The following is a 20,933-nucleotide window of genomic DNA, read 5'->3' as shown; positions in this document are numbered from 1 at the left end:
CGTCATGACCCTGCCCTACTTCGAGGTCGACGTCCCCATGCGGAGCACCGAAACCCCCGGCCTGGAAGGCGTGCACATCTTCACCGGCCAGGCCGACAGCCGTAGCGCCGCCCTGAAGGCCGCGCACGAGGTCTACGACGCGGCACGCGCCGCGGCGGAGGCCGGACTCAAGATTCCCCACGGGCGCCCGGACGGCTGGGGCGCCTGCGGATACCGGCCCGGCTGGGAGCTCGACTGGCCCGCCGCGAAGGCCGGCCCCTGGAGGACCCCGTACAGCTGGCTCAACTCCAGCCCCTTCGAGCTGTAGCTCTGCCCCGGGACAGGCGTCCAGGCGTGGAAACCGTCGCCTGCCCCGGGCCCACCCACCCCGTACGAGACGAGAGGGAGATCCTCAGTATGGACTCCGTCCTGCACCACCGAGGCCGAATCGGCTCGCGCACCCTCCTCGTGACGACCGCCGCCGTGCCGTTGACCGGCTGGGCCGTGCACGCCGTCGCGCTGCACAAGCGGCTCGCCGCCACGCGGAAGGACCCGCTGACCGGACTCTTGCGCCGCGACGCCTACACCGCCCGCGCCCGCCGGATCCTTGCCCGGCACGGCGACAGCGTGACCGTGGTCATGGTCGACGCCGACCACTTCAAGCAGATCAACGACACGGCCGGGCACCCGGGCGGGGATGCCGTGCTCGCCGCATTCGGCGCCCGGATCACCGCCTGGGCGGGCCCGCGCGCCGCTGCGGGCCGCCTCGGAGGCGATGAGTTCGCGGTCGTACTGGAATTGCCCGCCGGCCGTCGCGAGCAGCGCCTCGCGCAGCTGGTCCAGATGCTGCGCACGCCGGTCACCCTGGACGACGGCCGCACCCTCAAAGTCGCCGCCTCGGTCGGCGCCGCAGCCCCCGACGTCCTCGGCACCCGCGACCTGAACGACCTGCAGAGGGCGGCCGACACCGCGCTGTACGACGGCAAGCACTCCGGCCGCGCGGTCCTCGCCACCCCCGCGCACACCACGGTCCCATCCATCAACGGACGCCGGGCGGGCAGGCCGGGCACGGCCGTGTGGGGGCGGGCCGCATGAGCACCGCGACCCTGCCCGAGGGCGACTGGATCCGGGGCATCAGCATCCGGCAGCCGTACGCGGCCTGCATCCTCGCCGGGGCCAAGACGGTGGAGAACCGGCCCACACCATGGCGGACCGGGTGGGTGCTGCTGCACACGAGCAAGACCATCGACCGGCCCGCCCTGCGAACTCCGCTGATCGGCCGCACGATCCGCGACCGCCAGCTGGTCACCGGCGCCGTGGTCGGCGTCGCCCGGATCACCGACTGCCACCAGGACCCCGACGGTGCGCCGCCCTGCTCCCAGTGGGCGCACCCGGGCGCCTGGCACCTGGTGCTCGACGACGTCCAGGAGCTCCGCCTGCCCGTCCCCGCGCGCGGGCATGTCGTGCCCTGGAAGCCGACGCCGGAGCTGCTGGAGCGCGTGTTACAGCAGCTGCCCGCCTTCCGGCCGTGACCCGCAGGGACGCACGAAGAAGGAGAAGCAGCCGTTCGAGCCGGGCCTGATCCCGGCTCCCGGCGAGCTTCTCGTCTGGCGCGACGGCCAGCACTTCGACCGCTGGCAGGACCTCCCCTGCACGCTATGCGGCCAGCCCACGCCCATGCGCTCCCACTCCGGCGAGCCCGTGCACAAGGCATGCGCGGAGGACTGGATCACCGCCAACCCCGTTGAGGCCCGCCTCGGGCGGTTCGCCTCCGACCTCGCGCCGAAGCCCAAGTCCAAGGGCCAAGGCGACCACGCCTGACCTCCACCTGGAGGACTTCCATGAGCAGCACCGACCGCGACGTCGACCACGCCCTCGCTTACCCCGAGCCGCCCGCCTCCCCGTTCTGGCACCGCCACGGCGCGAAGGCCCGCCCGCTCACGCCCGCCCAGCAGCGGCGCAACCGCGAGTTGCTGGACATCGCACAGCGCACCACCCGACCCCGCTCCCCTCGCCCCACCGAAACCCTGGCGGAGGCCAACTGATGGACACCAAGCACTGCGCCATTGACGGCTGGGTCGACGCGCTCCCCGTCCCCGGCCCGCGCGACACCGTCTCCTTCGACCTGGTCGTCCGGCCCGCCGACATCGACGCGCTCGACGACGACGCCCCCGACACGATCGTCACCTGCACCAGCGGCGACCCCCGAATCACCCACGAACTGCTGAACCGCATACAGCCCGGCGACCTGCTGCGCGCGACCGGCACTCTGGTCCAGCCGCCGACCCCCAGCGAGCACGCCCGACTCACCGTCGACGCCCTGGAGGTCCTGGACACCGCACTGGTCCCCGTCCTGCGGGAGATGGTGCTCGACAGGTACGGCGACTACGTCGTGATCTTCGACGCAGACACAGACGCCGTGCCCGTCTTCACCACGCACGGTCAGTGGGTCGGCCTGGCGGACAACCCCGACGCCATCGCCACCCTCATCGACATCCACGAGCGCGTGAACGGCGGCGACGCCTGATGGCCACCACCGCGCAGGTCACCCGGACCATCCTGGAGCGGTTCCCCGCCGGAGCTCCCCGCGGCTCCTGGCCGGCCGAAGAGCATGCAGCCGCCCAACGCGCCCAGGGCACCAACGCCCAGGTCGTGATGGACCTGCGCACCGACCAGTTCCTCGTGGTCACCGACACCACCATCCAGTAGCACCACCCCGGAGCGCCGCACCCGCCCTTCCCGGCCGGGCGCGGCGCTCCGCGTGTTCCCGCCCCTCACCACCGAGCAGGAGGCTCACCCTTGCGCCCGATTCGTCTGACCTCGTTCGGCTACCTGCACTTGCCTACCGGCCCGGACGGCTCCCCCGTCCCACCCGCCGCCGACCGGATCGAAGACGTCCGCGACCGGCTCCGCGACCCCGCCGCCGCCCGCGACATCCTCGATCTCGACGGCCTCGACCCCCGCGTCCAGGGCGTCGTCCTCGCAACCCCCGGCGCCCGCGAGCTACTCGCCAACCTCGCCGACTACGCCGACCTGCCCGCCGGCCCCAACCACATCGCCATCGGTTGCGCGGGCGGCAGGCACAGGGCCAGCGGTCTCACCGAACTCCTTGCCCGAGAACTCCGCGACCGCGGCCGCGAGGTCGTAGTCGAGCACCTGCACGTCCATCTACCGCGCGTCCTCAAGACGCCCGCCGGCCCCCGCACCGCCAACACCGAGCAGGAGACCGCCCGATGATCCGTCGCTTCCACCGCTGCGGCCACGGCCCCGGCGCCCTCACACCCGAGGACCAGGCCATCGTCGACCAGTTCCGCGCGATGCTCACCGCCCTGCGCAACCCCGAGCCCTGGACGCCCGGCAGCGCCCGGGACATCGCCGTGCGTGTCAGCCCGTTCATGGAACGCGCGCACACCCGGCCCGGCGACGACCACGGCCCCGACCTGATCGCCGTCGCCCTGGTCCACCCCGGCACCCCGCACGCCAGCGCCTACCTCCACGGCCGCCAGCTTGGCTACACCGAACGCGGCCGGCTGCGCTGCGAGACGAGCGCGATCCTCGGCTTCTGGCAGCCCGGCTACGCGATGCTCACCCACGCCGCCGCCAGCCTGCCCTTGCCCGACGACGTCGGCATGGACCCCGCGCACTACGCCCTCTACATCGAGGCCCGCAAACGCGACGACAGCCGTGACGCCTACACCCTGCTGCGCGTCGGCCCGTACACCCAGACCCGGCACGCCCAGCAGGACCACGACCGGATCACCGCTGCGCTGGACGGACGCGAGACCACCCTCGTGCCCGGACACCGCGTCTCCGTGCGGTACGCGCCGTTCGGCGTCAGCGACCACCAGCTATTCGCCGACCCGTACGAGGCCGACGCCGTGGCGCTCCTGGACGCCGCCGCCGCGGGGGTGAGCGCGTGACCGCCCCGGCCCTGTACGAGATCGAGACCAGCGAGGGCGACGACGGCACCATGCACCCCACCGAACAGCTCTGGACGCCCTGCGCCGACGGCACGGCCGACCACGGGTTCATCGCCCACCAGGGCCTGTTCGTCGCCGGGATCGACGGTGGTGCCGACGATAACCTGTACCCGGTCGGCTTCCTGGTCCTCGGGCACCAGCGGTGGGCCGACATCATCGCGGCCGCTGCCGCGTACATGTCCCGGACCCACGGCTGGCGCAACCTCCACCTGTACCCGGGCGACGACCCGGCGGTCCTCATCCCCCGCATCCCGCGCGCGGTCCACACCGACGGTGTGTTCTTACGGCATCCGCACCCGGACCACGGCTGCGGATGTGAGTGGGACGACACCTGGCGCATGGTCTGGTCACCAGCCGCCGAACCCGGAGCCGTCCCGATCACAGCGATGCGTCACCCGGCCGCACCAGTGACCGCAGCCAGCATTCCCAACCCCGACGAAGACGCGCCCGCCACCTGGGCGGCCTGACACCCGCACTCTGAAGCCCTGCCTCCCGGCCTCTCACCGGGGGCAGGGCTTTTTGCGTTTCAGTCGAGTCCCCGGAGGAGTGAGCTGCGCTCGATGCTCGCTGCCGTGCGCAAGGGGCGCTGAGACACCTCAGGTGCTTACCCGGTAAGCACCTGACATGCAGGAGCTGACGCCAAAACGAGTGAATAACCCGCCCTCCTGACGTTCATCCAGCTTTCGGCGGCAGTATGCTGCCGCGCATGACGTCTCCGACATCGGGAGGGGAGCGGGAAAAGCTCGCATCGAAGCTGCCCGCCTCCCTCCGACAAGCCCTCAAGGTCCGGGCGGCGCAGCTCAGTACCGACGTGCAAGATGCTGTCACTGACGGCATCCAGGCGTGGCGCGCCCACACCGAGCCGCTCCCCGCAATCGACACGGCGGGAGCCGAGTCGTTCGGGACATGGCTACCCGAAGGTCTCTACGACGACTTCAAGCGGGACTGCGCCACCCGCGGAGTCTCCTACATCCAAGGGCTTGCCCAGTCCGTGGCGCTGTGGCTCGAGCAGAATCCTGCAGACGAAGAGGCCGCACCCACACGGCGCATCATCGTCTGCAACCAAAAAGGCGGCGTAGGGAAGACCGCCGTCACCGCCGGCCTCGCACAGGCCCTCGCGGAAGGCCCCCACGCGCTGCCGGGCAAAACAGCCGACACCGCCTCTCTCGCTCAAGCTGCCGCACGATCGGGACTCCGAGTCCTCATGGTCGACTACGACCCCCAGGGCCACCTCTCCCACCAGTTGGGCCTGAAGGCCATCCCTGCCGGCAGCGAGAGCCTCATCACCCACATGCTCAACAGGGAGCAGGCCCGCACTCCGCTCATCGACCTCACCGTCGCCATAGAGGAGACGCGCTTCGGAGACCGACTGCGCATCCTCCCCGCGGCGTTCGACGCCTTCCTGCTCGACTCCGGCCTCACCATGTTCCGCGGGCCTCGGCACGCTGCCCTTGAGCGAGCCCTGTCCCCACTGGAAGAGCACTTCGACGTCATCGTCATCGACTCGCCGCCCAGCCTAGGGCTGGCCATGGACGCCGCCATCTACTACGGCCGCCGCCGCGATGGAGAGAAGCCCGGCGCCTCCGGCCTGGTGATCCCCGTCGAAGCAGAAGACACCTCCGCGCAGGCCTACGGCATGCTCATCAACCAGGTCCACTCCCTTGCCACCGACTACGACATCGACGTGGACCAGCTCGGCCTCGTGGTCAACAAATACGACTCTCGGCGCGGGTACATCGCTACCTCTTCCCTCGAGAAATGGAAGAGCCTGGGGACACCGCCGGTCCTCGCGGTCATCGGCGACTTGAAAGAGCAGCGCGAAGCCGTCCGGCTCCAGAGAGCACTCCTCGCCTACTCCCCCGAATCCGACCAGGCCCACCACATGCGTGAGATCGCTCGGAGGCTGACATGAGCAAAGCCGACGCCCTCGGCGGCTCCGCCACGTTCGACGCCGTTGCCCAGCCCATGAGTAGCCGCGCCGCGAGCTTCGCCGCCTTTGCCGGACAGACCACGGCGGCCCCGGCCACAGCCGCCACCCACAGCTCACTCCGGGTCGCTGTCGACCAGCTGGCGCCGAACCCCTACAACCCCCGAGCCACCCTCGCGGCCATAGAGGAGATGGCGGACAGCCTCACCAGCAAGGGCATCATCCAACCCCTCACCATCGTCACACGCGACGCATTCCTGGCAGCGCACCCTGACCACGCACATGACCTCGCGTCAGCCGAGTACGTCGTCGTCGACGGCAACCGTCGCCTCGCCGGCGCCAAGCTCGCCGGTCTCGACGAGGTTCCCGTACACGTCGACGACGCGCTCGCCCACGACGCCGACACGCTGCTGGAGACAGCACTCATCGCAGCTGTCCAACACGAAGACCTAGAACCGCTCGACGAGGCCAAAGCACTTGAACGGCTCGTCCAAGTCCACGGCTCGCAGCGTGCTGTAGCCCGGGCCTTGGGCAAGTCCAGCGGCTGGGTCACCCAGCGCCTGGCACTGCTGAAGCTCACTCCGGAACTCAAGCAGGCCCTGGAAGACAAGGCCCTCCCAGTCAAGATCGCCCGCACCGTCGGGCAGTTGCCCGAACAGCAGCAGCAGAGTGCCGCAGAAGAGGCACTCGCACAGCGGGCCCAGCAGAAAAGCGAGTCCAGCCGGAAGCCGAAGGGTGCTTACCCGGTAAGCACCCCACCAACGGCCACCACCAAGCACCAAGGCGAGCCCGCGACCGCCGCCAGTGCGCAACAGGCGCAAGAGGACCTAGAGGCACTTGCCGCAGAGTTGAAGCGACGCCTCACGCCGCAGCAGATCGAGGAACTTGTTGAGAGACTCATCGGCTGACGGGTGCTTACCCGGTAAGCACCGAGCTCATCGGAGGGGCTGCAGCGGGGACACCCGGCTACAGCCCCTCCTGCGTTGAACGACGTCTTTCATCGCCCTGCTGTGCGCCGCACTCGGCGATCTGCCTGCCGATGAAGTGCCATGTAGGTTCTTGCTGGCCCTCCGCGACGGGCCTGCCCATCAGACCTGCGAGCAGATCGAGGGCTTCCTGGTTGATGTACCGATCGGGGTCGGGGGACTGAAGATGTAGACGCAGGCCTCCGTGCAGCCCGACGAACTGCCGCTGTGGATCGGCACGGAGGTGGGCGCGCCCGCGGACACCGCGGTGACGGAACCCCCGGCCGGGCCGCTGAACGTCCGCGCCGAGTTCCAGGCAGTCCTGGACGCCTGGGACGCACACGTGCCGCCGGAGAACGGCACCGCTCAGGACCTGTTCGCCGACCTCGACGCCGACCTGGCGACGCTGGAACGCGCCTTCGCCGAGGCCGTCACCCCCACCACGCCGTCAGCGGTGCCCGCTGTCACAGACCAGGACGCCGGCACCCCCGGTGAGTCAACGGAGCCTTCTGCCACTCCGCAGCGGGCGGCCGACGTCAACGCCGCCCTGCAGCAGGCCGACGCGCACGCCACCGCGCTCCAGGACCTCCCGGAGTGGCAGCACATCCAGACGGTGCGTGGCGCCTTCGGACGCCTGTTCCGCGTCATGCGGGAGCGGGCCGGGGAGCGCTTCGATCAGCTTATGGGGGACCACCGCGTCGGCGAGTTCGAGTGGGCGCAGGCGGCAGCGAACCACCTGCGACGGCGGGGCGAGGAGAACGGCCGGGAGACACCAGCTGCCGACGCCCTACACGACGTCGCGGACGTCACGACCGCCTTCGCCTCCCCCAGCGGAGGCCGCAGCGGGCCGCCGGCGTCATGGGATGTTTCCTCCGTCATGGTGGACATCCCGGAGATGCGCCAGATCGAAGAGGCGCTGTCCGGTCCGCTGTCTGCAGCCCGGGACGGGCGCTGCACCCGCGTCTCCGCAGCGGCCGCGAGGGGGAAGTCGACCACCCGGCGCGGAACGAAGAAGCCGGACGGCACCGCGAAGAAGCCTGGTGCTGCAGAGCAGGCCGGGCACCTGCGCCGGAGCGGCGCCGCCGAACCTCAGCAGCAGAACCACAAGCCGACCAAGCGCTGACTCGGGTGCGGCCAAGGGCCCGGACCGTCACATCGGTGGTCCGGGCCGGGGCGCTGACACGGGATCAGTTCAGGATGGCGGTGAGGGCGCTGGCCGCCGCGGCGGCCAGCGTGAGGAACGCGGCGAAGGCGGCGGCGGCGCGGCTGAGCGCGGCGGGGTAGGTGGCGCCGTCCATGCGGGCCAGCTTGCCCGCGACGGCGGCGGCCAGCAGCGCGACGACGACCACGAGGGCCACGGCGAGAAGGACGACGGTGATGGTCACGACAGACTCCCTATTTCCGGACAGGTGTTGATGTGGATGAATGTCGTGGAAGTGGTGTTCACCGTCGTTCACAGCCAACGAAGATGAGCAACGTTGAACATGATCGGGACCTTGGGAGTGACGTTGCGCGACGGGCAGGCGGCCGCCGCTGAACTGCGCGAAAGGCTGCGCAATGCGCTGGCTACTACGGGGAAGACCCAGGAATGGCTGGCTCACCGGGCAGGGGTAGCGCGAACGACCGTGCACTACGCGTTCGAGGGGCCGACGCTGCCCTCACCGCAGACCGTGTCGGAGCTGGCCAAGGTGCTGGGGCTGCCGGAAGAGGAGTTACTGAGGCTGCGACGCGTAGCAGCGAAGGCCGCGAAGCAGTCGAAGGCCAGCACTGAGGATCGGCCGGGTCCTGGCAGGTGGATCGGGGAATGGGACCCGCACGATCTCGAGGTGCATCCGGCAGGCCTTCGCCAGGAAGCAGACGGCTCGGATGCCGCCGGGAGGCGGGTGCTGCCCGGGTATGTCCGCCGGGAGCACGACCAGGTGCTGAGCAAGGCGGTGGAGGACGCTGCTGCCGGGCGCAGCCGAATGGTGGTCCTGGTGGGTTCCTCGTCGACCGGAAAGACCCGGGCATGCTGGGAGGCCGTGCAGCCACTCGCCGGTGAAGGCTGGAGGCTGTGGCATCCGTTCGATCCCACCCGCGCGGAGGCCGCGCTGGCCGATCTGCACCGAGTCGGACCACGGACGGTGGTGTGGCTGAACGAGGCCCAGCACTACCTCGGAGACAAGACTGTCGGCGAAGAGATCGCCGCGGCCGTGCACAGCCTCCTCACTGACCCCCTCCGCGGGCCGGTGCTCATCCTGGGCACCCTGTGGCCGCGCTTCCTTGATGACTACAGACTCCTGCCGCAGCCCGGCGAGAGCGATCCGCACAGCCGGGTACGGGAACTCCTCGCCGGCCGCATCGTGCACGTCCCCGAAGCCTTCGACGCCGCCGCCCTGGCCTCCGCCACCCAGAAGGCGACGGAAGGCGACCCACTGCTGGCAGACGCGCTCACCCGCGCCGGTGCCGACGGACGCCTCGCCCAGGACCTCGCCGGAGGCCCCGCCCTCCTGGAGCGCTACCGCAGCGGAAGTCCGGCCGCCCGGGCGCTATTGCAAGCGGCGATGGACGCCCGCCGCCTCGGTATCGGGCTCCACCTCCCGCAGGCCTTCCTCACCGACGCCGCAGCCGACTACATCCACGACACCGACTGGAACCAGCTCACCGACGACTGGGCAGAAGCCGCGTACGCCGAACTCGCCCGCCACGTACACGGCAAACAAGCACCCCTCACCCGCATCATTCCCCGACCTCAACGACGCCCCCCCGGGTCACCACCCGCCCACATCGCCTCAGCCCACACGCAAGGGCCCGTGTTCCGCCTCGCCGACTACCTCGAACAACACGGCCGCACCGAACGCCGCTACCTGTGCCCACCCACCTCCTTCTGGCACGCCGCCCACACTCACCTCATCCACCCCGAAGACCTGCATAGCCTCGCCACCGCTGCTGACGAGAGACACCGCCTGCAATGGGCCCACCACCTCCTCCTTCGCGCCGCCGAGCACGGCCAGCCCGACGCCCTGAAGAGGCTGGCCGAGATGCGGGAGGAAACCGGAGACCGGGACGGAGCCGAAGCCCTCGCCCGACAAGCCGCCGACCGCGGCCACCCCGGCGCCCTGATGAGGCTGGCCGAGATGCGGGAGGAAACCGGAGACCGGGACGGAGCCGAAGCCCTTTACCAGCAAGCCGCCGACCATGGCCACCCCGCCGCCCTCGTGAGGCTGGCCTGGAGGCGGGAGAGGGCCGGGGACCGGGACGGAGCCGAAGCCCTTTACCAACAAGTCACCGACGACGGCCGCCCCGGCGCCCTGATGAGGCTGGCCGAGATGCGGGAGAGGGCCGGGGACCGGGACGGAGCCGAAGCCCTTTACCAGCAAGCCGCCGACCGCGGCTACCTCGGCGCCCTGAAGAGGCTGGCCGAGATGCGGGAGAGGGCCGGGGACCGGGACGGAGCCGAAGCCCTCGCCCGACAAGCCGCCGACCGTGGCCACCCCGGCACCCTGAAGAGGCTGGCCGAGATGCGGGAGAGGGCCGGGGACCGGGACGGAGCCGAAGCCCTCGCCCGACAAGCCGCCGACGACGGCTACCTCGGCGCCCTGATGAGGCTGGCCGCGATGCGGGAGAGGGCCGGGGACCTGGACGGAGCCGAAGCCCTCGCCCGACAAGCCGCCGACGACGGCTACCTCGGCGCCCTGATCACGCTGGCCGCGATGCGGGAGAGGGCCGGGGACCTGGACGGAGCCGAAGCCCTCGCCCGACAGGCCGCCGACCACGGCCACCCCGGCACCCTGATCACGCTGGCCGCGATGCGGGAGAAGGCCGGAGACCAGGACGAAGCCGAAGCTTTCTACCAGCAAGCCGCCGACCACGGCCACCCCGGCGCCCTGATGAGGCTGGCCGCGATGCGGGAGAAGGCCGGGGACCGGGACGAAGCCGAAGCTTTCTACCAGCAAGCCGCCGACCACGGCAACCCCGGCGCCCTGATGAGGCTGGCCGAGATGCGGGAGAAGGCCGGGGACCGGGACGGAGCCGAAGCCCTCGCCCGACAAGCCGCCGACCGCGGCCACCGCCTGATGGTGGTCGTGTTCCGTAGGCGGTGGCCGTACGGTCTGGATCCTGACGGCACGCCGAGTCTCCCTTGGCAATGACCGGCCGCAGAGCCGGGCGGGTTCAATCGTTCGGAATGGAAACCAATAGGCAGACCCTGTTTCATAGGTGACCAGCGATGGAACACCGTCAGATAGTGCTCCTCACCGTCACGATGACGGTCTTCACATGGAGCGGGGTGATGTGGCGGCCGGCCAGACGGCAGCGGCCGCCGCGCTGGCCCCTGCCCTGGCCGTCACCGTGCAGCAGATCGTCCACGCCGCCCGTACCCATGGTGCACCGCGCCCTCCGGCACCGGCACCGGCACTGGCACCGGCTTCGGATGAGGAGGACGACGCCCTGTGACGACGCCCACCGAACCGCCGGTACCTCCCGACAGACCACGCCCGGGCCGCAAGCTAGGTCCCATCGCAGACAACGTCGGCAGCACTCACCGCGCCTGGCTCGTGCCCATGCGCGACACCTACCTGGCCAGCGGCCTGACCCTGAACGCCCACGCCACAGCCAAGCCCCGCGACGTCTTCTTCGACGACATGGTCCGCCAGACCGCCGCCGGCACCATCGTGCCCATCCAGTTCCGCGCCGGGAAATCCGTGCACCGCTACTGGGTGACCAGCGCCGACCGCGACCGCATGGAAGACCTGGACAGCGACGACACCCGCCTGCCACCCGAACGCGAGACCACCCCCGCGACCGGAGCCAGCCGCAACCGCCCCACCTGCCAGCCGGCCCCCAGCTCGTCCACCGCACAGGACCCGCCCACCCCGGCCGTCCCTCCGCCAGCCCGTTCCCTTCTCACCGCGCTGCCGCTGCAGCCTGCCGCGCCGGCCGCCGAGACCGCACCCCCAGACCTTGAGACGGGGCAGCCTCCAGCCTTCGAGGTGCGCGAAGACCACGCTCCGCAGGCGACCGACGCCACGACCGGACTGCCCACCGAACTGATCACGCTGCAGCAGGCCGCCGACGCTGCCCACCACAAGCTCCAACAGCTCGACGACCACCACGAGCGGGACATGCAACGCCAGGTATGGCTCCAGGCCGCGGAAGTAGTGCAGGCCGCCGTGACGCGATACGCCCGCACCAAGCGCCTCAACCGGTACGAGGTCGAAGCACGCCTACGCCAGCTCGTACGCCACACGGCAAGCTGATGGCCTGGGCCGACCGTCGTGCCAGCGTCCGCTGCAGATCCCAGATGTGCTCGCCCCGCGCAGTCAACTGCTCCCGCAGGTGCTGTGCTCGACCTGGGCGAGCTCGCGGCCGTGCCCTGCCTCGGCGACTGCCCGGGCGTGCTCGTGTCGTACGCGCTCGACTTCAGCACGGAGCTCGGTGACGGCCCGGACGTCGTCCCCGTCGCGGTCCGCCCCGGCCCGGGTAGTGGCGGAGGACGTGCCTGAGTGACCGACAGTTCTCATCCGACGGGTCCTCCGCGCGCGTGGTGAGTGTTCTGGTACTTAAGTGACCGCCCGGTGGCAGCCTCGCCAACGGGCGCAAAGTCAGAATGACTTGACGGAGCGGCTCTGGTCCCCGATAGTGGTGACCGGTCCCAGCGTGCAAGAAACTGCACTACCAGTGTGTCCGCAGGAGTTAACGCTACTGCGCCACAAGTCTGTCCACAGACAACGAGCTCTCGTCTTTCTCATCTGACGGGGGCTTTTTTTATGCCCGCATCAATGAGTAGGCCCTGGTTTCCCGCCGGGGCCTTTTTTGTTTCCGCAGTCCTCAAGAGTCCAAGGGCGTGCAGCACCAGCTGCTCGCCCATCGTCTTGTCCCGAGGGGGAATCTATGTCTACGACCGTTCCGCAGCCGCCCGTTTCCGCCCCCGCTCCGCCTGCCGTGCCGGCGCCGCCTTCCACCGCTCCGTGGGTGGTGGCTGTCCTTGCCGTGCTCGGCGCAGTGGTTTTCATGGGGCTGTGCGGCGGCGTTGCCGTTATCGCCTGGCTGCGGCCCGGCGCTGCGACCCCTATCACGGTGATGGCTACCGTCATGGGCGCCATGGGCACGTTGGTCACTCCGTTCATCACGATGGCCTTGATGAGCCGTCGGCGGTGAGCGTCAGCCCGCAGCCGCGGTGTCCAGGTCAACACCAGCATCCCGGCCCCGCGCCGGCCTCGCCCAACGCCTGGAGGATGCGGTACGCGCCCGCTGGCAGTCCCGCATCCGCGCCCCAGCGAGGACGCAGGCCGCCAACAGCAAGGGCGGCCTGGTCGTAGACACCCGGGCCCGGTTCGGCTTCACCGCGGCGCCCGGCGGTGGCTGGCCGGGTTTTCGGCCCGGCGGGCGGGGTGGCGGCGGGCAGTCGTTCGGCGGCGAGCTGCGCGCGCGGTGGCCCGGGGAGAGCTGACGCTGCCGCAGCAGCCCGCACCACCGCCCCCACCCAACCCGTGGCGTACCTCACATCGACCGTGTCTGGCAGGTCAGAACGAGGTTGCGGGGCTAGGCCCTGTTTCCCGCACCCTGACGCCGTCCTGTCCGGGCCCCGTGGCCAAGACGCAAGGACCAGTTGGTCCGCACGCTCCGCCATCCATCGGCACGCCGAACATCGGCATGCCCCAATCCCAAGGGGAGGACTCGCCCGTGTCCACGCTCACCCTGCTCGTCCTGCTGCTCCTGGTTAACGCCGCAGTGATGCTTGCGGCCGGCGCCGCGTACGTCGTCCACCGCCACCCGGCCTGGGGCCAACCGCTGGGTGCCGCCTTCGGCGCCGTCACGGTCATGGGCACCCTGGTCGGCGTGATCCTCGCGCGGTGAGCCGGCGCACCAGGCGGTGCTCCTGGCCGTTGTCACCGGCGACAGGTCAGGCTTGGCCGGTTCGGCGCAGCAATTGCAGGCCGGTGCGGCTCGGGATCCGGCGGAACCGGGCCGGTGCTCCCCGCAGAGGGCTCCCCAGGGAAGTAGTCGGCGCCGCAACCGGTCCCGTGCCGACCCCTTGTCTCCCTGGTCAAACCGCATGCCGAAGGCCCGCGTGCGGCAACGGCCGATGTGACCCAGGACGCGACTTAGGCCGCGACTTAGGCCGCGACCCAGGTTGGGACCTAGGGCGCGACCCAGGGTGCGACCTCGTTCGGGGAAGACCCTTCCCCGCGACGCCGGAGGGGTGTCGTGGATCGGCCTCTGCTCGAGCGGCCTGGTGATTCGCTCTGAGCTCCGACCTGCGCTTCGGGAGGGTCAGCGGCGTCAGCCAAGACGCTACTTACTATTACCGTTGTCTAGAGTTGTGGTATAATAAAGGTGGACGTTGTCGATAGAAAGAGGTACGCTTGAACAAGGACATCAAGCAGTTGATTAAGAAGTTGGAGCGCCAGAACTTCGAGGTCAGGCCGTTGAAGAGCAACTACTACGCCGTCTTCTTGAACAAGGAGTGGGTGGTGAACTTGCCTTGTACGCCGTCGAGTTCGCGCACGATTAAGAACCTGAAGGCCACGCTGAAGCGGCACGGGTTCCACGACTAGCGACGAGGGGAGGTCCGCCGGGGTGCCACCCGGCGGACCACTACCCCTCAACCATCAGGAACCAGGAATCAAGGAAGAGGAGTGCACATAATGTCGCAGGCGTGGACTGTCTACGTCGAGTTGGCTGTTCGCGACGCTGCCGATTCGATGATCGAGGAGCTGTACGAGCGTTTGGCGGAGCGTGAGCCTGTGGTGGGGACGGCGCCGAACGGGAACTTGTCGGTCCGGATCTGGGTCGACACGGCCACGGCCAGGCAGGCTATCGATGTCGCGCTGAAGGAGGTCGCGGCCGCGTCGAAGGCTGTCGGTCTCGGGCAGACGGTGGTCGGGGTCGAGCTGCTGACCGAGAAGGAGCTCGACCGCCGCAACGCGGAGCCGATCGTGCCTGAACTGGCCGGGATCTCGGAGATCGCGGAAATGCTCGGTGTGGGCCGTCAGCGGGCGGCTCAGCTGGCCCAGCGCAGCGATTTCCCTCCTGCTGTGGCGCAGCTGAAGTCCGGGCCGGTCTTCCTCGCCGACCAGGTGCGGGGTTTTGAGGCCCGGTGGGACAGGCACAGCGGCCGGCCGATCAAGCCGGTGAGGTTGTCCGCCGCGGAGAAGGAGCTGCTGGAGTACCTGCGGCGGGCTGGTTCCGAGACCGGGCCGGTCCACGCGGAGCTGGCCGCGGAGGGCGACGAGGAGCCGGCAGAGCTGACGGTCTGCCTGCACGAGGGGCGCCTGCGCGCGGTCTACGACAGCAGCCTTCACACGGTCAGTGAATCGATCAGCAAGCTCAGGCGTGAAAGGCTGGTGTCGGTGGGGGAGGTGCAGGAGAGGGCCGGTGCGGAGACGGTCGTCGACCTGGACCTGACCTCCAAGGGTGAACGGGTGGCTGCCATGCGCTAGATACCCTGACTTTCTCTCGACAACGTCCACGGCAGGGCCCGCAGCTTCAGTCTGCGGGCCCTGCCGCCTGCTCTGAGCCGGTCACTGTCCCTGTACGGCTTCCCCCGCGAGGGCTTTGCCGGAGTGGGGAAGACGCTGGGACTTGTTCGCCCGTCGCCGAGGTGGACGAGGGTGGTGTCGCTGACCGCGCCTCGTTCGGTGGCGGGTCTTGAACAGCGGATGACCTGGTGCAGCGGTGTACGACCGCTGCGTTGCTGGTTCCCGCGGAGCAGAGCCTGGGTGTATGAAAAATCGGGTTTTGCACCAATGGATGGCGTGCGACAGGCGCCGACGTCGGCGGGAAGGCTCGAAGCTGCGCCCTGCCGCGTGGGTCCCCAAATATTTGAGGCTCCCCGCTTGCCGGCAGGGAGCCTCAGAGCCGCTGGCGTCCAGGTCAGTAGACAACAAGCTGGCTAGCGCCACGCGTCAGTGGCGTCCTCTATAGAACGATCGCACGGGTTGTTCGGTCCAGGCAAGCGGACACTTCAACAACAATCGTGAACGACGCCACTAAACACACTCCCGTGACCTGCGGTGACTGGACCGTAACCGTTGAAGATCATGATGTTTGTTCAGGTCAGCGAGGGGTGTTCACCAGCTGCTGAAGAGCTGCTCGCACGCGTTCAACTACTCATCCGAGCAGCCAAGTTGTTGAGAAAACGAAGCTACGGACCACGGCGGGAACTCAAGCACGACCGGCCTCAGTTCTCCATAGCATCAGGACCGCACAGCGCTAGCAGAGATTGTCCCAAGCCCTCGTGGGACGACGCCGCGCCACGCCGAAACGGGCGGCGCAGGGCAGCGCGCATCAAGCGGCCGGCCTAACCGCAGCAGTAAGGGAATGAGAAGGACCTGGCGTGAACGACGACGGCGCCGCGGCGCAGTGCGCTTGCCAGCGAGCCCTGGAGCATCTTCGGGATGAGCTCCATCGGCTGGCACAGCAGGCCGGACTCGGCATCAGTGATCTGGCTGCAGAAGTGCACGAGCCAGCGGCCAGGGTGCGCCGCTGGTTCCGAGAACCGGACGGCTCGGCGGACCTGGTCGCCGCCCTCGTGGAGGTCTGCGTGCAACATATGCAGAGCCGCGGCCACTGGCCCGCCTCCCACCTGGGTGATCCGCAGTGGTGGCAGGACCAGCTGAACGCGGTGAACATACATGTGCTGTTCGGCGTTTGTACTGCTGAACAAACCACCGTCTCTGTGCGGACGCGGCTGCTTGTGTGGACGGTCCAGCCCATCGCTCGCCACGTGCCGGTTTTCACCAGCGTGCTGGCGGTAGTGCTCTTCGCCTACGTCCTTGTCATCACCACTACTGTTTCGGATCCTGCCGTCCGGCGCTCCCCGAGTGCAGCAGCCAGCACGGAGGCATCCGAGCAGGCCGCTGAGACTCGCCGTGATGCGCCCGCAGTGGGCCGCGATGAGCGCATGCCACTTGCCACCTCCTCCGCATCTCCCCAGCAACCAGGCAGTGACAACACGGCACCTTCCTGCAGCGCCTTCGTCGTTACTCAGGGCGATTACGCCGCCGTTGTCGTGGTCTGTCCCGGCCAAGGAGTGATCCTGGTTTGCCCGATAACTGATCTGGAGGCCCCGGCCCGCCGTCCGCACTGGGAAACCCAGGTACTCGAGAAGTGCCCTGTGCGGAGCTGAGGTGCCTTCCCCAGCGGGCTGCTGGCGTACAGGCTCAGATGCACAGCCGGGCACTCCCGAACGCATACGGCCGGTCGTACCTCAGCTTGTCTTTTAACCCGCTGCGTGCAGTGGTCCGAGGCCAGAGTGTCAGTGTCCGGTGGTACCTGTAGGGCGTGGAAGATGCGATTTCGGGTGCGATAGCCGTCCTGCGTGAAGCCTTTCCGGCAGAGGTCCGTCACCGGCCTTTGGGCAGGGAAGAGGTTCTGGTGTGGGAGCGAAGGCACGGGGTGGTGTTGCCTGAGCCGTATCGCACTTTCGTGACCGAGATCGCGAACGGTACAGACGACGGTCCGTCTGACGAGGGTGGTCTGCTGCCCCTGGGGGAGAAACCGGACAGCTGGGCTGTCTGGGAAGCGGACTGCTGGATGAGCCCGGAGCCGTTCGATGGCGCCGCCCTACGCTTGCCCGGCCAGCCCTTCCCACTTGAGGAGGAGTGGCAGTGGGAGTACGACTACTACGACCACACCCGCCACTCGTCTCTGTTGCACCAGACCTACCAGCACGGCTCGGTACTGCTGGGCAGCGACAGACCCGGTGAGTACTGGACGCTGGTGATGACCGGGCCGCAACGCGGTCGGGTGTGGTGGCTCGGAGACGGATGCGCCACACCCTATGCCGACCGCCCGTCCGATCAGCCGGGGGGCGATTTCCTGCACTGGGTGAGGGACTGGCATGTCGGACAGGGCTGGTGGCGGGCCGAGTAGCGCCTCCACACCCAGGTCGTGGACTCGACGGCTCGAATGCTCCCTCGAACTTGATCGTCAAAACCGGAACTGCGCGACAGCGCGGCGGCCGTCGCTCGATGCTGGACTCCGTGCGCAGAGACGCAGGACAGGCGAAGGCCGCGTGGTGGGTTTGCCGCATCAAGATGTAGAGGGAGTGGCTCTGTTCACGTCGCAGAGCAGCGTTTCGACAGCAGTTCGGGAGGCGCCTCCCGCTCCGGATGTTCACGAGAACGGACAGCAGTTCGGTAGTGACCGCTGGACCGCCGTCTGCGGCGCCTCGGAAGGCCAGGCCAAAAGCGCTGGCTACGGGCGGAGGCGGCAGCCACGATCGCGCCGTTGCCGACCGCCGGCGGGTGCCTCCCGTTCTCGTGAACAACGACTCGGCTGCCCGCCGGGCGCCGCTCGGAGTTGTGTACAAGCGCTGTCGGAAGTCGTGAACAAAGCCAAGGGAGAGCCGTTCCTGGTGGCGTCACGCTACCGGGACAACCTATTCGACTGCCTGACCGCACGCGGGGACGAACTGTTCGAGCTGGTGGACGCGTTGCTGTGCGCGGACGGGCCGGTGACGGCGCCAGTGGACCTGACGCTGGTGGCTGAACACCGGCGTGGGCACGGTGCCATGTACGACGCGCTGAACCACGGGAACGTCGACGTGCCCCGGCTGCGCCAGGTACTGGCCGGCCTGCCCATGCCGCAGGCTGCCGACGGGCGCCTGGTCCTCGCGGTCGACATCAGCCACTGGCTCCGTCCGGACGCCCCCACCAGCGCCGACCGCCTGTTCTGCCACGTCTACGGCCGCAGCGGCCGGTCCTCGGACCAGTTCATACCCGGCTGGCCGTACTCGTTCGTCGCCGCCCTGGAATCGGGCCGGACGTCCTGGTGCCAGCTCCTGGACGCCGTCCGCCTCGGTCCGGACGACGACGTCGCCGAGGTCACTGCCGCCCAGGTCCGCCGGGTGGTCGTGGATCTGATCGAGATGGGCCGGTGGCACGTCGGCGACCGCGACATCCTGGTCGTCTTCGACGCCGGCTACGACGCCCCGCGCATGGCGCACCTTCTGGCCGGGCTGCCTGTGGAGGTTCTTGGACGAATGCGCACCGACCGGGTGATGCGCAAGCCGGTCCCGGTGCCCTGGATCTCCCCGCCGCAGGGCGGACGGCCGCCGAAACACGGCAAGGAGTTCCGCTTCGCCAAGCCGGAGACCTGGGGTGAGCCCGACGTTGCAACGACACAGGTCACCGACCGGTACGGCACCGCCCGAGCAATGGCCTGGGACCGCATCCACCCCCGGCTGACCACTCGCTCCGCCTGGATCGACCACACCGGTGAACTTCCCATCATCGAGGGCACCTTGATCCGCCTCCAGGTCGACCGCCTGCCCGGCGGCAACGACCCGCTGCCCGTCTGGTTGTGGTCCTCTGCCACCGGCCTGACCGGCGAGGGCATCGATGTGCGCTGGCAGGCGTTCCTGAGGAGATTCGACCTGGAGCACACGTTCCGGCTGATGAAGCAGACCCTCGGATGGACCCGGCCGAAGCTCCGCACCCCCGAGGCCGGCGACCGCTGGACGTGGCTCGTGATCGCCGCCCACACCCAACTCCGGCTCACCCGCGAAGCCGGGGCAGATCTCCGCCGGCCCTGGGAGAGACCGGCCGAGCCCTCACGACTCACCCCGGCGCGTGTCCGCCGAGGGTTTCGGAACCTCCGCCCACACCTGGCCTGTCCGGCCCGTGCACCGAAACCATCAACACCCGGACCTGGAAGGCCGCTTGGCTCCAAGAATCGCCACCCCGCACCCCGCTATGACGTCGGGAAGACGACCAGACGACCCGAGACCGTCATCGAGCGCGACAGCCTCAGAGGTTAAAAGACAAGCTCAGAGCCTGTTTTTCAACCTGGAGCCCGGCCGCGGCTGAGGTCTGTCAGTGGGGCTCGGTACCTTCGCCCGCATGACGACTCGTTCCAATCCGCTGACGGCACTGTCGACCGACCCCACTGGGAGAACACTGGGTCTCAGCCTGCCGTCGGGCTCACTGGTGACCGAGACCAACGACGGTCCTGGACGTGAGCCGCTGCTCTGGGTGGCTGACGGCACCGCAGCGCCCGGCACGTGGGCCCAGTACCTGCCAGTCCGGGCTGCCGCCGGCCTGCGGCCTGTTCTCCTCCAGGACGAGCCCCGCATCGAGAAGTGGTGGGACGGCGAGCTGGATCCCGGCATGATGTCGGACCCCGGCGATCACCGGGCCGAGGAAGTTCTCAAGACGTTCTGGGAATCGGCGGTATCGGATACCTCTGAGAACGAAGACGGAGAGGACGAGGGCGAGACCATCGCCCCGTTCACCGCTAGCTGGCCTGGGCTTGCGTCGACAGAGAGGACAGTGGCAGATCCGGACACGACTGCTGCGGACGTTGCCGATGCTCTGATCAAGAACTCGCTCGAAAGCCCTCGGCTAGCGCTGGTCCCAGTTGGCCGGGCTGCGGACCTTCCCGCAGCAATCGGCTGGTCAGGTCCGGTCAACTACGAGAATGATGTGGCCCGTCTGTGTGCCGTTCTTCGTTCCTGGGAGGACCGCTTCGGCGTCCAGGTGGTCGCTCTGTCCTACGCGCGGCTGGACGTGTCGGTGGCTGCTCCGCCGCAGACGCTGGATGAGGCTCTCGCGGTCGCTGCGGAACATTTCGCGTTCTGCCCCGACAACATCTGGCAGGGATACGAGACCATCCCTCTCTATGCGGAGGAAGCACTGGTGGGCAACACTCACTGGACCTTCTGGTGGGACTGAGGTAGTGCCCGGCGCTTGCGGGCGAGGCGCCTTGTCATGAGGGTGATGAGTGACCAGTTCAGGTGCGCTTCGCTGTGCTGCGGGAGGCGTTCGTAGTCACGGACGTTTCGGCGGGCGTTCATTAGCCAGCCGATGGTTCGCTCGGCTTTCCAGCGGCGGGGCAGGATAACGTAGCCTTTCGCGCCGCGGGGGCGGCAGACGGGTTCGCAGGGTGAGTCAGAGGCGGTCGTCGGCCCAGTTGACGAGCTGGCCGGCGTAGGAGGAGTCGGCCCAGACCTGGGTGATCTGCGGTTGGGTGAGCCGCAGACGCCAGAGCAGTTTGCGGGCTGCGTACCGGTCGGTCGTGTCGGCGGGTGTCACCGTGATTGCGATCTCTCGGGTTGGTGTCGGTGGTGGTGAGAGTCAGTCGCGCTGGTTCAGGGGT

The 20,933-nt window shown here is 69.0% G+C and carries 27 protein-coding genes and 1 pseudogene; 25 read left to right on the top strand and 3 right to left on the bottom strand.

Annotation, left to right across the window (positions count from 1 at the left end; genetic code table 11):
* Positions 1-4: 4 nt before the first annotated feature.
* From CCN29_RS13965 to CCN29_RS13905, 13 genes are all read left to right on the top strand, one after another.
* Entirely contained in the window at positions 5-307 is a 303-nt protein-coding gene (locus tag CCN29_RS13965; protein WP_086682125.1) for a hypothetical protein, read from the top strand.
* An 89-nt stretch (positions 308-396) separates the two neighbouring features.
* Positions 397-1,074, top strand: coding sequence for a GGDEF domain-containing protein (locus CCN29_RS13960; RefSeq protein ID WP_086682122.1), 678 nt, complete (start codon positions 397-399; stop codon positions 1,072-1,074).
* The gene (locus tag CCN29_RS13955) at positions 1,071-1,511 is read left to right on the top strand and encodes an ASCH domain-containing protein (protein WP_086682171.1); all 441 of its coding nucleotides are present in this window, start codon (positions 1,071-1,073) and stop codon (positions 1,509-1,511) included. The genes CCN29_RS13960 and CCN29_RS13955 overlap by 4 nt, the downstream gene beginning before the upstream one ends.
* Before the next feature lie 145 nt (positions 1,512-1,656).
* A complete protein-coding gene (locus CCN29_RS35880; RefSeq protein WP_442538365.1) occupies positions 1,657-1,800 on the top strand; it encodes a hypothetical protein in 144 nt (47 codons plus the stop codon).
* A gap of 20 nt (positions 1,801-1,820) precedes the next feature.
* Complete coding sequence (locus tag CCN29_RS13945) at positions 1,821-2,024, top strand: hypothetical protein (protein WP_086682119.1); 204 nt, start codon at positions 1,821-1,823, stop codon at positions 2,022-2,024.
* Entirely contained in the window at positions 2,024-2,506 is a 483-nt protein-coding gene (locus tag CCN29_RS13940; protein ID WP_086682116.1) for a hypothetical protein, read from the top strand. Before CCN29_RS13945 ends, CCN29_RS13940 begins: the two co-directional genes overlap by 1 nt.
* The gene (locus tag CCN29_RS13935; protein WP_442538364.1) at positions 2,506-2,688 is read left to right on the top strand and encodes a DUF8839 family protein; all 183 of its coding nucleotides are present in this window, start codon (positions 2,506-2,508) and stop codon (positions 2,686-2,688) included. The genes CCN29_RS13940 and CCN29_RS13935 overlap by 1 nt, the downstream gene beginning before the upstream one ends.
* A 90-nt stretch (positions 2,689-2,778) precedes the next feature.
* On the top strand, positions 2,779-3,216 hold the full coding sequence (locus CCN29_RS13930; protein ID WP_086682113.1) for a RapZ C-terminal domain-containing protein: 438 nt from the start codon (positions 2,779-2,781) through the stop codon (positions 3,214-3,216).
* Positions 3,213-3,899, top strand: coding sequence for a hypothetical protein (locus CCN29_RS13925; protein WP_086682110.1), 687 nt, complete (start codon positions 3,213-3,215; stop codon positions 3,897-3,899). Before CCN29_RS13930 ends, CCN29_RS13925 begins: the two co-directional genes overlap by 4 nt.
* Positions 3,896-4,426 (top strand): hypothetical protein, encoded by a 531-nt coding sequence (locus tag CCN29_RS13920; protein ID WP_442538363.1) that lies wholly within the window; start codon positions 3,896-3,898, stop codon positions 4,424-4,426. The genes CCN29_RS13925 and CCN29_RS13920 overlap by 4 nt, the downstream gene beginning before the upstream one ends.
* 239 nt (positions 4,427-4,665) lie before the next feature.
* Positions 4,666-5,871, top strand: a complete 1,206-nt coding sequence (locus CCN29_RS13915) for a ParA family protein (protein ID WP_086682159.1) — start codon at positions 4,666-4,668, stop codon at positions 5,869-5,871.
* Positions 5,868-6,794 (top strand): ParB/RepB/Spo0J family partition protein, encoded by a 927-nt coding sequence (locus CCN29_RS13910; RefSeq protein WP_086682108.1) that lies wholly within the window; start codon positions 5,868-5,870, stop codon positions 6,792-6,794. Before CCN29_RS13915 ends, CCN29_RS13910 begins: the two co-directional genes overlap by 4 nt.
* A gap of 262 nt (positions 6,795-7,056) precedes the next feature.
* Complete coding sequence (locus tag CCN29_RS13905) at positions 7,057-7,974, top strand: hypothetical protein (RefSeq protein WP_086682106.1); 918 nt, start codon at positions 7,057-7,059, stop codon at positions 7,972-7,974.
* A gap of 64 nt (positions 7,975-8,038) precedes the next feature.
* Here the strand turns inward: CCN29_RS13905 and CCN29_RS13900 are convergent, their stop codons facing one another.
* Positions 8,039-8,236, bottom strand: a complete 198-nt coding sequence (locus tag CCN29_RS13900; RefSeq protein ID WP_086682103.1) for a hypothetical protein — start codon at positions 8,234-8,236, stop codon at positions 8,039-8,041.
* Between the two features lie 99 nt (positions 8,237-8,335).
* On the opposite strand from CCN29_RS13900, the gene CCN29_RS13895 reads away from it, so the two are divergent.
* On the top strand, positions 8,336-10,981 hold the full coding sequence (locus CCN29_RS13895) for a helix-turn-helix domain-containing protein (protein ID WP_086682100.1): 2,646 nt from the start codon (positions 8,336-8,338) through the stop codon (positions 10,979-10,981).
* Between the two features lie 88 nt (positions 10,982-11,069).
* On the opposite strand, the gene CCN29_RS35875 is transcribed toward CCN29_RS13895, so the two are convergent.
* Positions 11,070-11,213, bottom strand: coding sequence for a hypothetical protein (locus CCN29_RS35875; RefSeq protein WP_442538362.1), 144 nt, complete (start codon positions 11,211-11,213; stop codon positions 11,070-11,072).
* A 179-nt stretch (positions 11,214-11,392) separates the two neighbouring features.
* Between CCN29_RS35875 and CCN29_RS35870 the strand changes: the two genes are divergently transcribed.
* From CCN29_RS35870 to CCN29_RS13860, 11 genes and pseudogenes are all read left to right on the top strand, one after another.
* Positions 11,393-12,088 carry a hypothetical protein gene (locus tag CCN29_RS35870; RefSeq protein ID WP_442538361.1) on the top strand — a complete coding sequence of 232 codons (696 nt, stop codon included), beginning with the start codon at positions 11,393-11,395 and terminating at the stop codon, positions 12,086-12,088.
* A gap of 84 nt (positions 12,089-12,172) precedes the next feature.
* Entirely contained in the window at positions 12,173-12,334 is a 162-nt protein-coding gene (locus CCN29_RS35865) for a hypothetical protein (protein WP_442538360.1), read from the top strand.
* Between the two features lie 469 nt (positions 12,335-12,803).
* Positions 12,804-12,989, top strand: a complete 186-nt coding sequence (locus CCN29_RS35370; RefSeq protein WP_093455214.1) for a hypothetical protein — start codon at positions 12,804-12,806, stop codon at positions 12,987-12,989.
* A 43-nt stretch (positions 12,990-13,032) separates the two neighbouring features.
* Positions 13,033-13,188 (top strand): annotated as a pseudogene (locus CCN29_RS35860) (telomere-protecting terminal protein Tpg); the annotation flags it as partial.
* A gap of 326 nt (positions 13,189-13,514) precedes the next feature.
* Entirely contained in the window at positions 13,515-13,688 is a 174-nt protein-coding gene (locus CCN29_RS35855; RefSeq protein WP_390421272.1) for a hypothetical protein, read from the top strand.
* A gap of 509 nt (positions 13,689-14,197) precedes the next feature.
* Positions 14,198-14,389 carry a hypothetical protein gene (locus tag CCN29_RS13885; RefSeq protein WP_086682097.1) on the top strand — a complete coding sequence of 64 codons (192 nt, stop codon included), beginning with the start codon at positions 14,198-14,200 and terminating at the stop codon, positions 14,387-14,389.
* 90 nt (positions 14,390-14,479) lie between these two features.
* Positions 14,480-15,274, top strand: a complete 795-nt coding sequence (locus tag CCN29_RS13880; RefSeq protein WP_143661329.1) for a hypothetical protein — start codon at positions 14,480-14,482, stop codon at positions 15,272-15,274.
* A gap of 896 nt (positions 15,275-16,170) precedes the next feature.
* On the top strand, positions 16,171-16,962 hold the full coding sequence (locus tag CCN29_RS35365) for a hypothetical protein (RefSeq protein WP_143661328.1): 792 nt from the start codon (positions 16,171-16,173) through the stop codon (positions 16,960-16,962).
* 155 nt (positions 16,963-17,117) lie between these two features.
* On the top strand, positions 17,118-17,708 hold the full coding sequence (locus CCN29_RS13870; RefSeq protein WP_143661327.1) for an SMI1/KNR4 family protein: 591 nt from the start codon (positions 17,118-17,120) through the stop codon (positions 17,706-17,708).
* 454 nt (positions 17,709-18,162) lie between these two features.
* Positions 18,163-19,596 carry an NF041680 family putative transposase gene (locus CCN29_RS13865; protein WP_442538359.1) on the top strand — a complete coding sequence of 478 codons (1,434 nt, stop codon included), beginning with the start codon at positions 18,163-18,165 and terminating at the stop codon, positions 19,594-19,596.
* 82 nt (positions 19,597-19,678) lie between these two features.
* Entirely contained in the window at positions 19,679-20,509 is an 831-nt protein-coding gene (locus CCN29_RS13860; RefSeq protein ID WP_086682154.1) for a DUF4253 domain-containing protein, read from the top strand.
* Between the two features lie 216 nt (positions 20,510-20,725).
* Here the strand turns inward: CCN29_RS13860 and CCN29_RS35850 are convergent, their stop codons facing one another.
* A complete protein-coding gene (locus CCN29_RS35850) occupies positions 20,726-20,869 on the bottom strand; it encodes a hypothetical protein (RefSeq protein WP_442538358.1) in 144 nt (47 codons plus the stop codon).
* Positions 20,870-20,933: the final 64 nt, after the last annotated feature.

It is taken from the genome of Streptomyces pseudogriseolus (assembly GCA_002154585.1).
Taxonomy (GTDB): Bacteria; Actinomycetota; Actinomycetes; order Streptomycetales; family Streptomycetaceae; genus Streptomyces; species Streptomyces pseudogriseolus.
This window is presented reverse-complemented; position numbering and strand designations above follow the sequence as displayed.

Excerpts from the sequence above, each read along its gene's own strand:
- CCN29_RS13965 (WP_086682125.1), top strand. The coding sequence starts at position 5 with ATGACCCTGCCCTACTTCGAGGTCGACGTCCCCATGCGGAGCACCGAA.
- CCN29_RS13960 (WP_086682122.1), top strand. The coding sequence starts at position 397 with ATGGACTCCGTCCTGCACCACCGAGGCCGAATCGGCTCGCGCACCCTC.
- CCN29_RS13955 (WP_086682171.1), top strand. The coding sequence starts at position 1,071 with ATGAGCACCGCGACCCTGCCCGAGGGCGACTGGATCCGGGGCATCAGC.
- CCN29_RS35880 (WP_442538365.1), top strand. The coding sequence starts at position 1,657 with ATGCGCTCCCACTCCGGCGAGCCCGTGCACAAGGCATGCGCGGAGGAC.
- CCN29_RS13945 (WP_086682119.1), top strand. The coding sequence starts at position 1,821 with ATGAGCAGCACCGACCGCGACGTCGACCACGCCCTCGCTTACCCCGAG.
- CCN29_RS13940 (WP_086682116.1), top strand. The coding sequence starts at position 2,024 with ATGGACACCAAGCACTGCGCCATTGACGGCTGGGTCGACGCGCTCCCC.
- CCN29_RS13935 (WP_442538364.1), top strand. The coding sequence starts at position 2,506 with ATGGCCACCACCGCGCAGGTCACCCGGACCATCCTGGAGCGGTTCCCC.
- CCN29_RS13925 (WP_086682110.1), top strand. The coding sequence starts at position 3,213 with ATGATCCGTCGCTTCCACCGCTGCGGCCACGGCCCCGGCGCCCTCACA.
- CCN29_RS13915 (WP_086682159.1), top strand. The coding sequence starts at position 4,666 with ATGACGTCTCCGACATCGGGAGGGGAGCGGGAAAAGCTCGCATCGAAG.
- CCN29_RS13910 (WP_086682108.1), top strand. The coding sequence starts at position 5,868 with ATGAGCAAAGCCGACGCCCTCGGCGGCTCCGCCACGTTCGACGCCGTT.
- CCN29_RS13895 (WP_086682100.1), top strand. The coding sequence starts at position 8,336 with ATGATCGGGACCTTGGGAGTGACGTTGCGCGACGGGCAGGCGGCCGCC.
- CCN29_RS35875 (WP_442538362.1), bottom strand. The coding sequence starts at position 11,213 with ATGGGTACGGGCGGCGTGGACGATCTGCTGCACGGTGACGGCCAGGGC.
- CCN29_RS35870 (WP_442538361.1), top strand. The coding sequence starts at position 11,393 with ATGCGCGACACCTACCTGGCCAGCGGCCTGACCCTGAACGCCCACGCC.
- CCN29_RS13880 (WP_143661329.1), top strand. The coding sequence starts at position 14,480 with ATGTCGCAGGCGTGGACTGTCTACGTCGAGTTGGCTGTTCGCGACGCT.
- CCN29_RS13860 (WP_086682154.1), top strand. The coding sequence starts at position 19,679 with ATGACGACTCGTTCCAATCCGCTGACGGCACTGTCGACCGACCCCACT.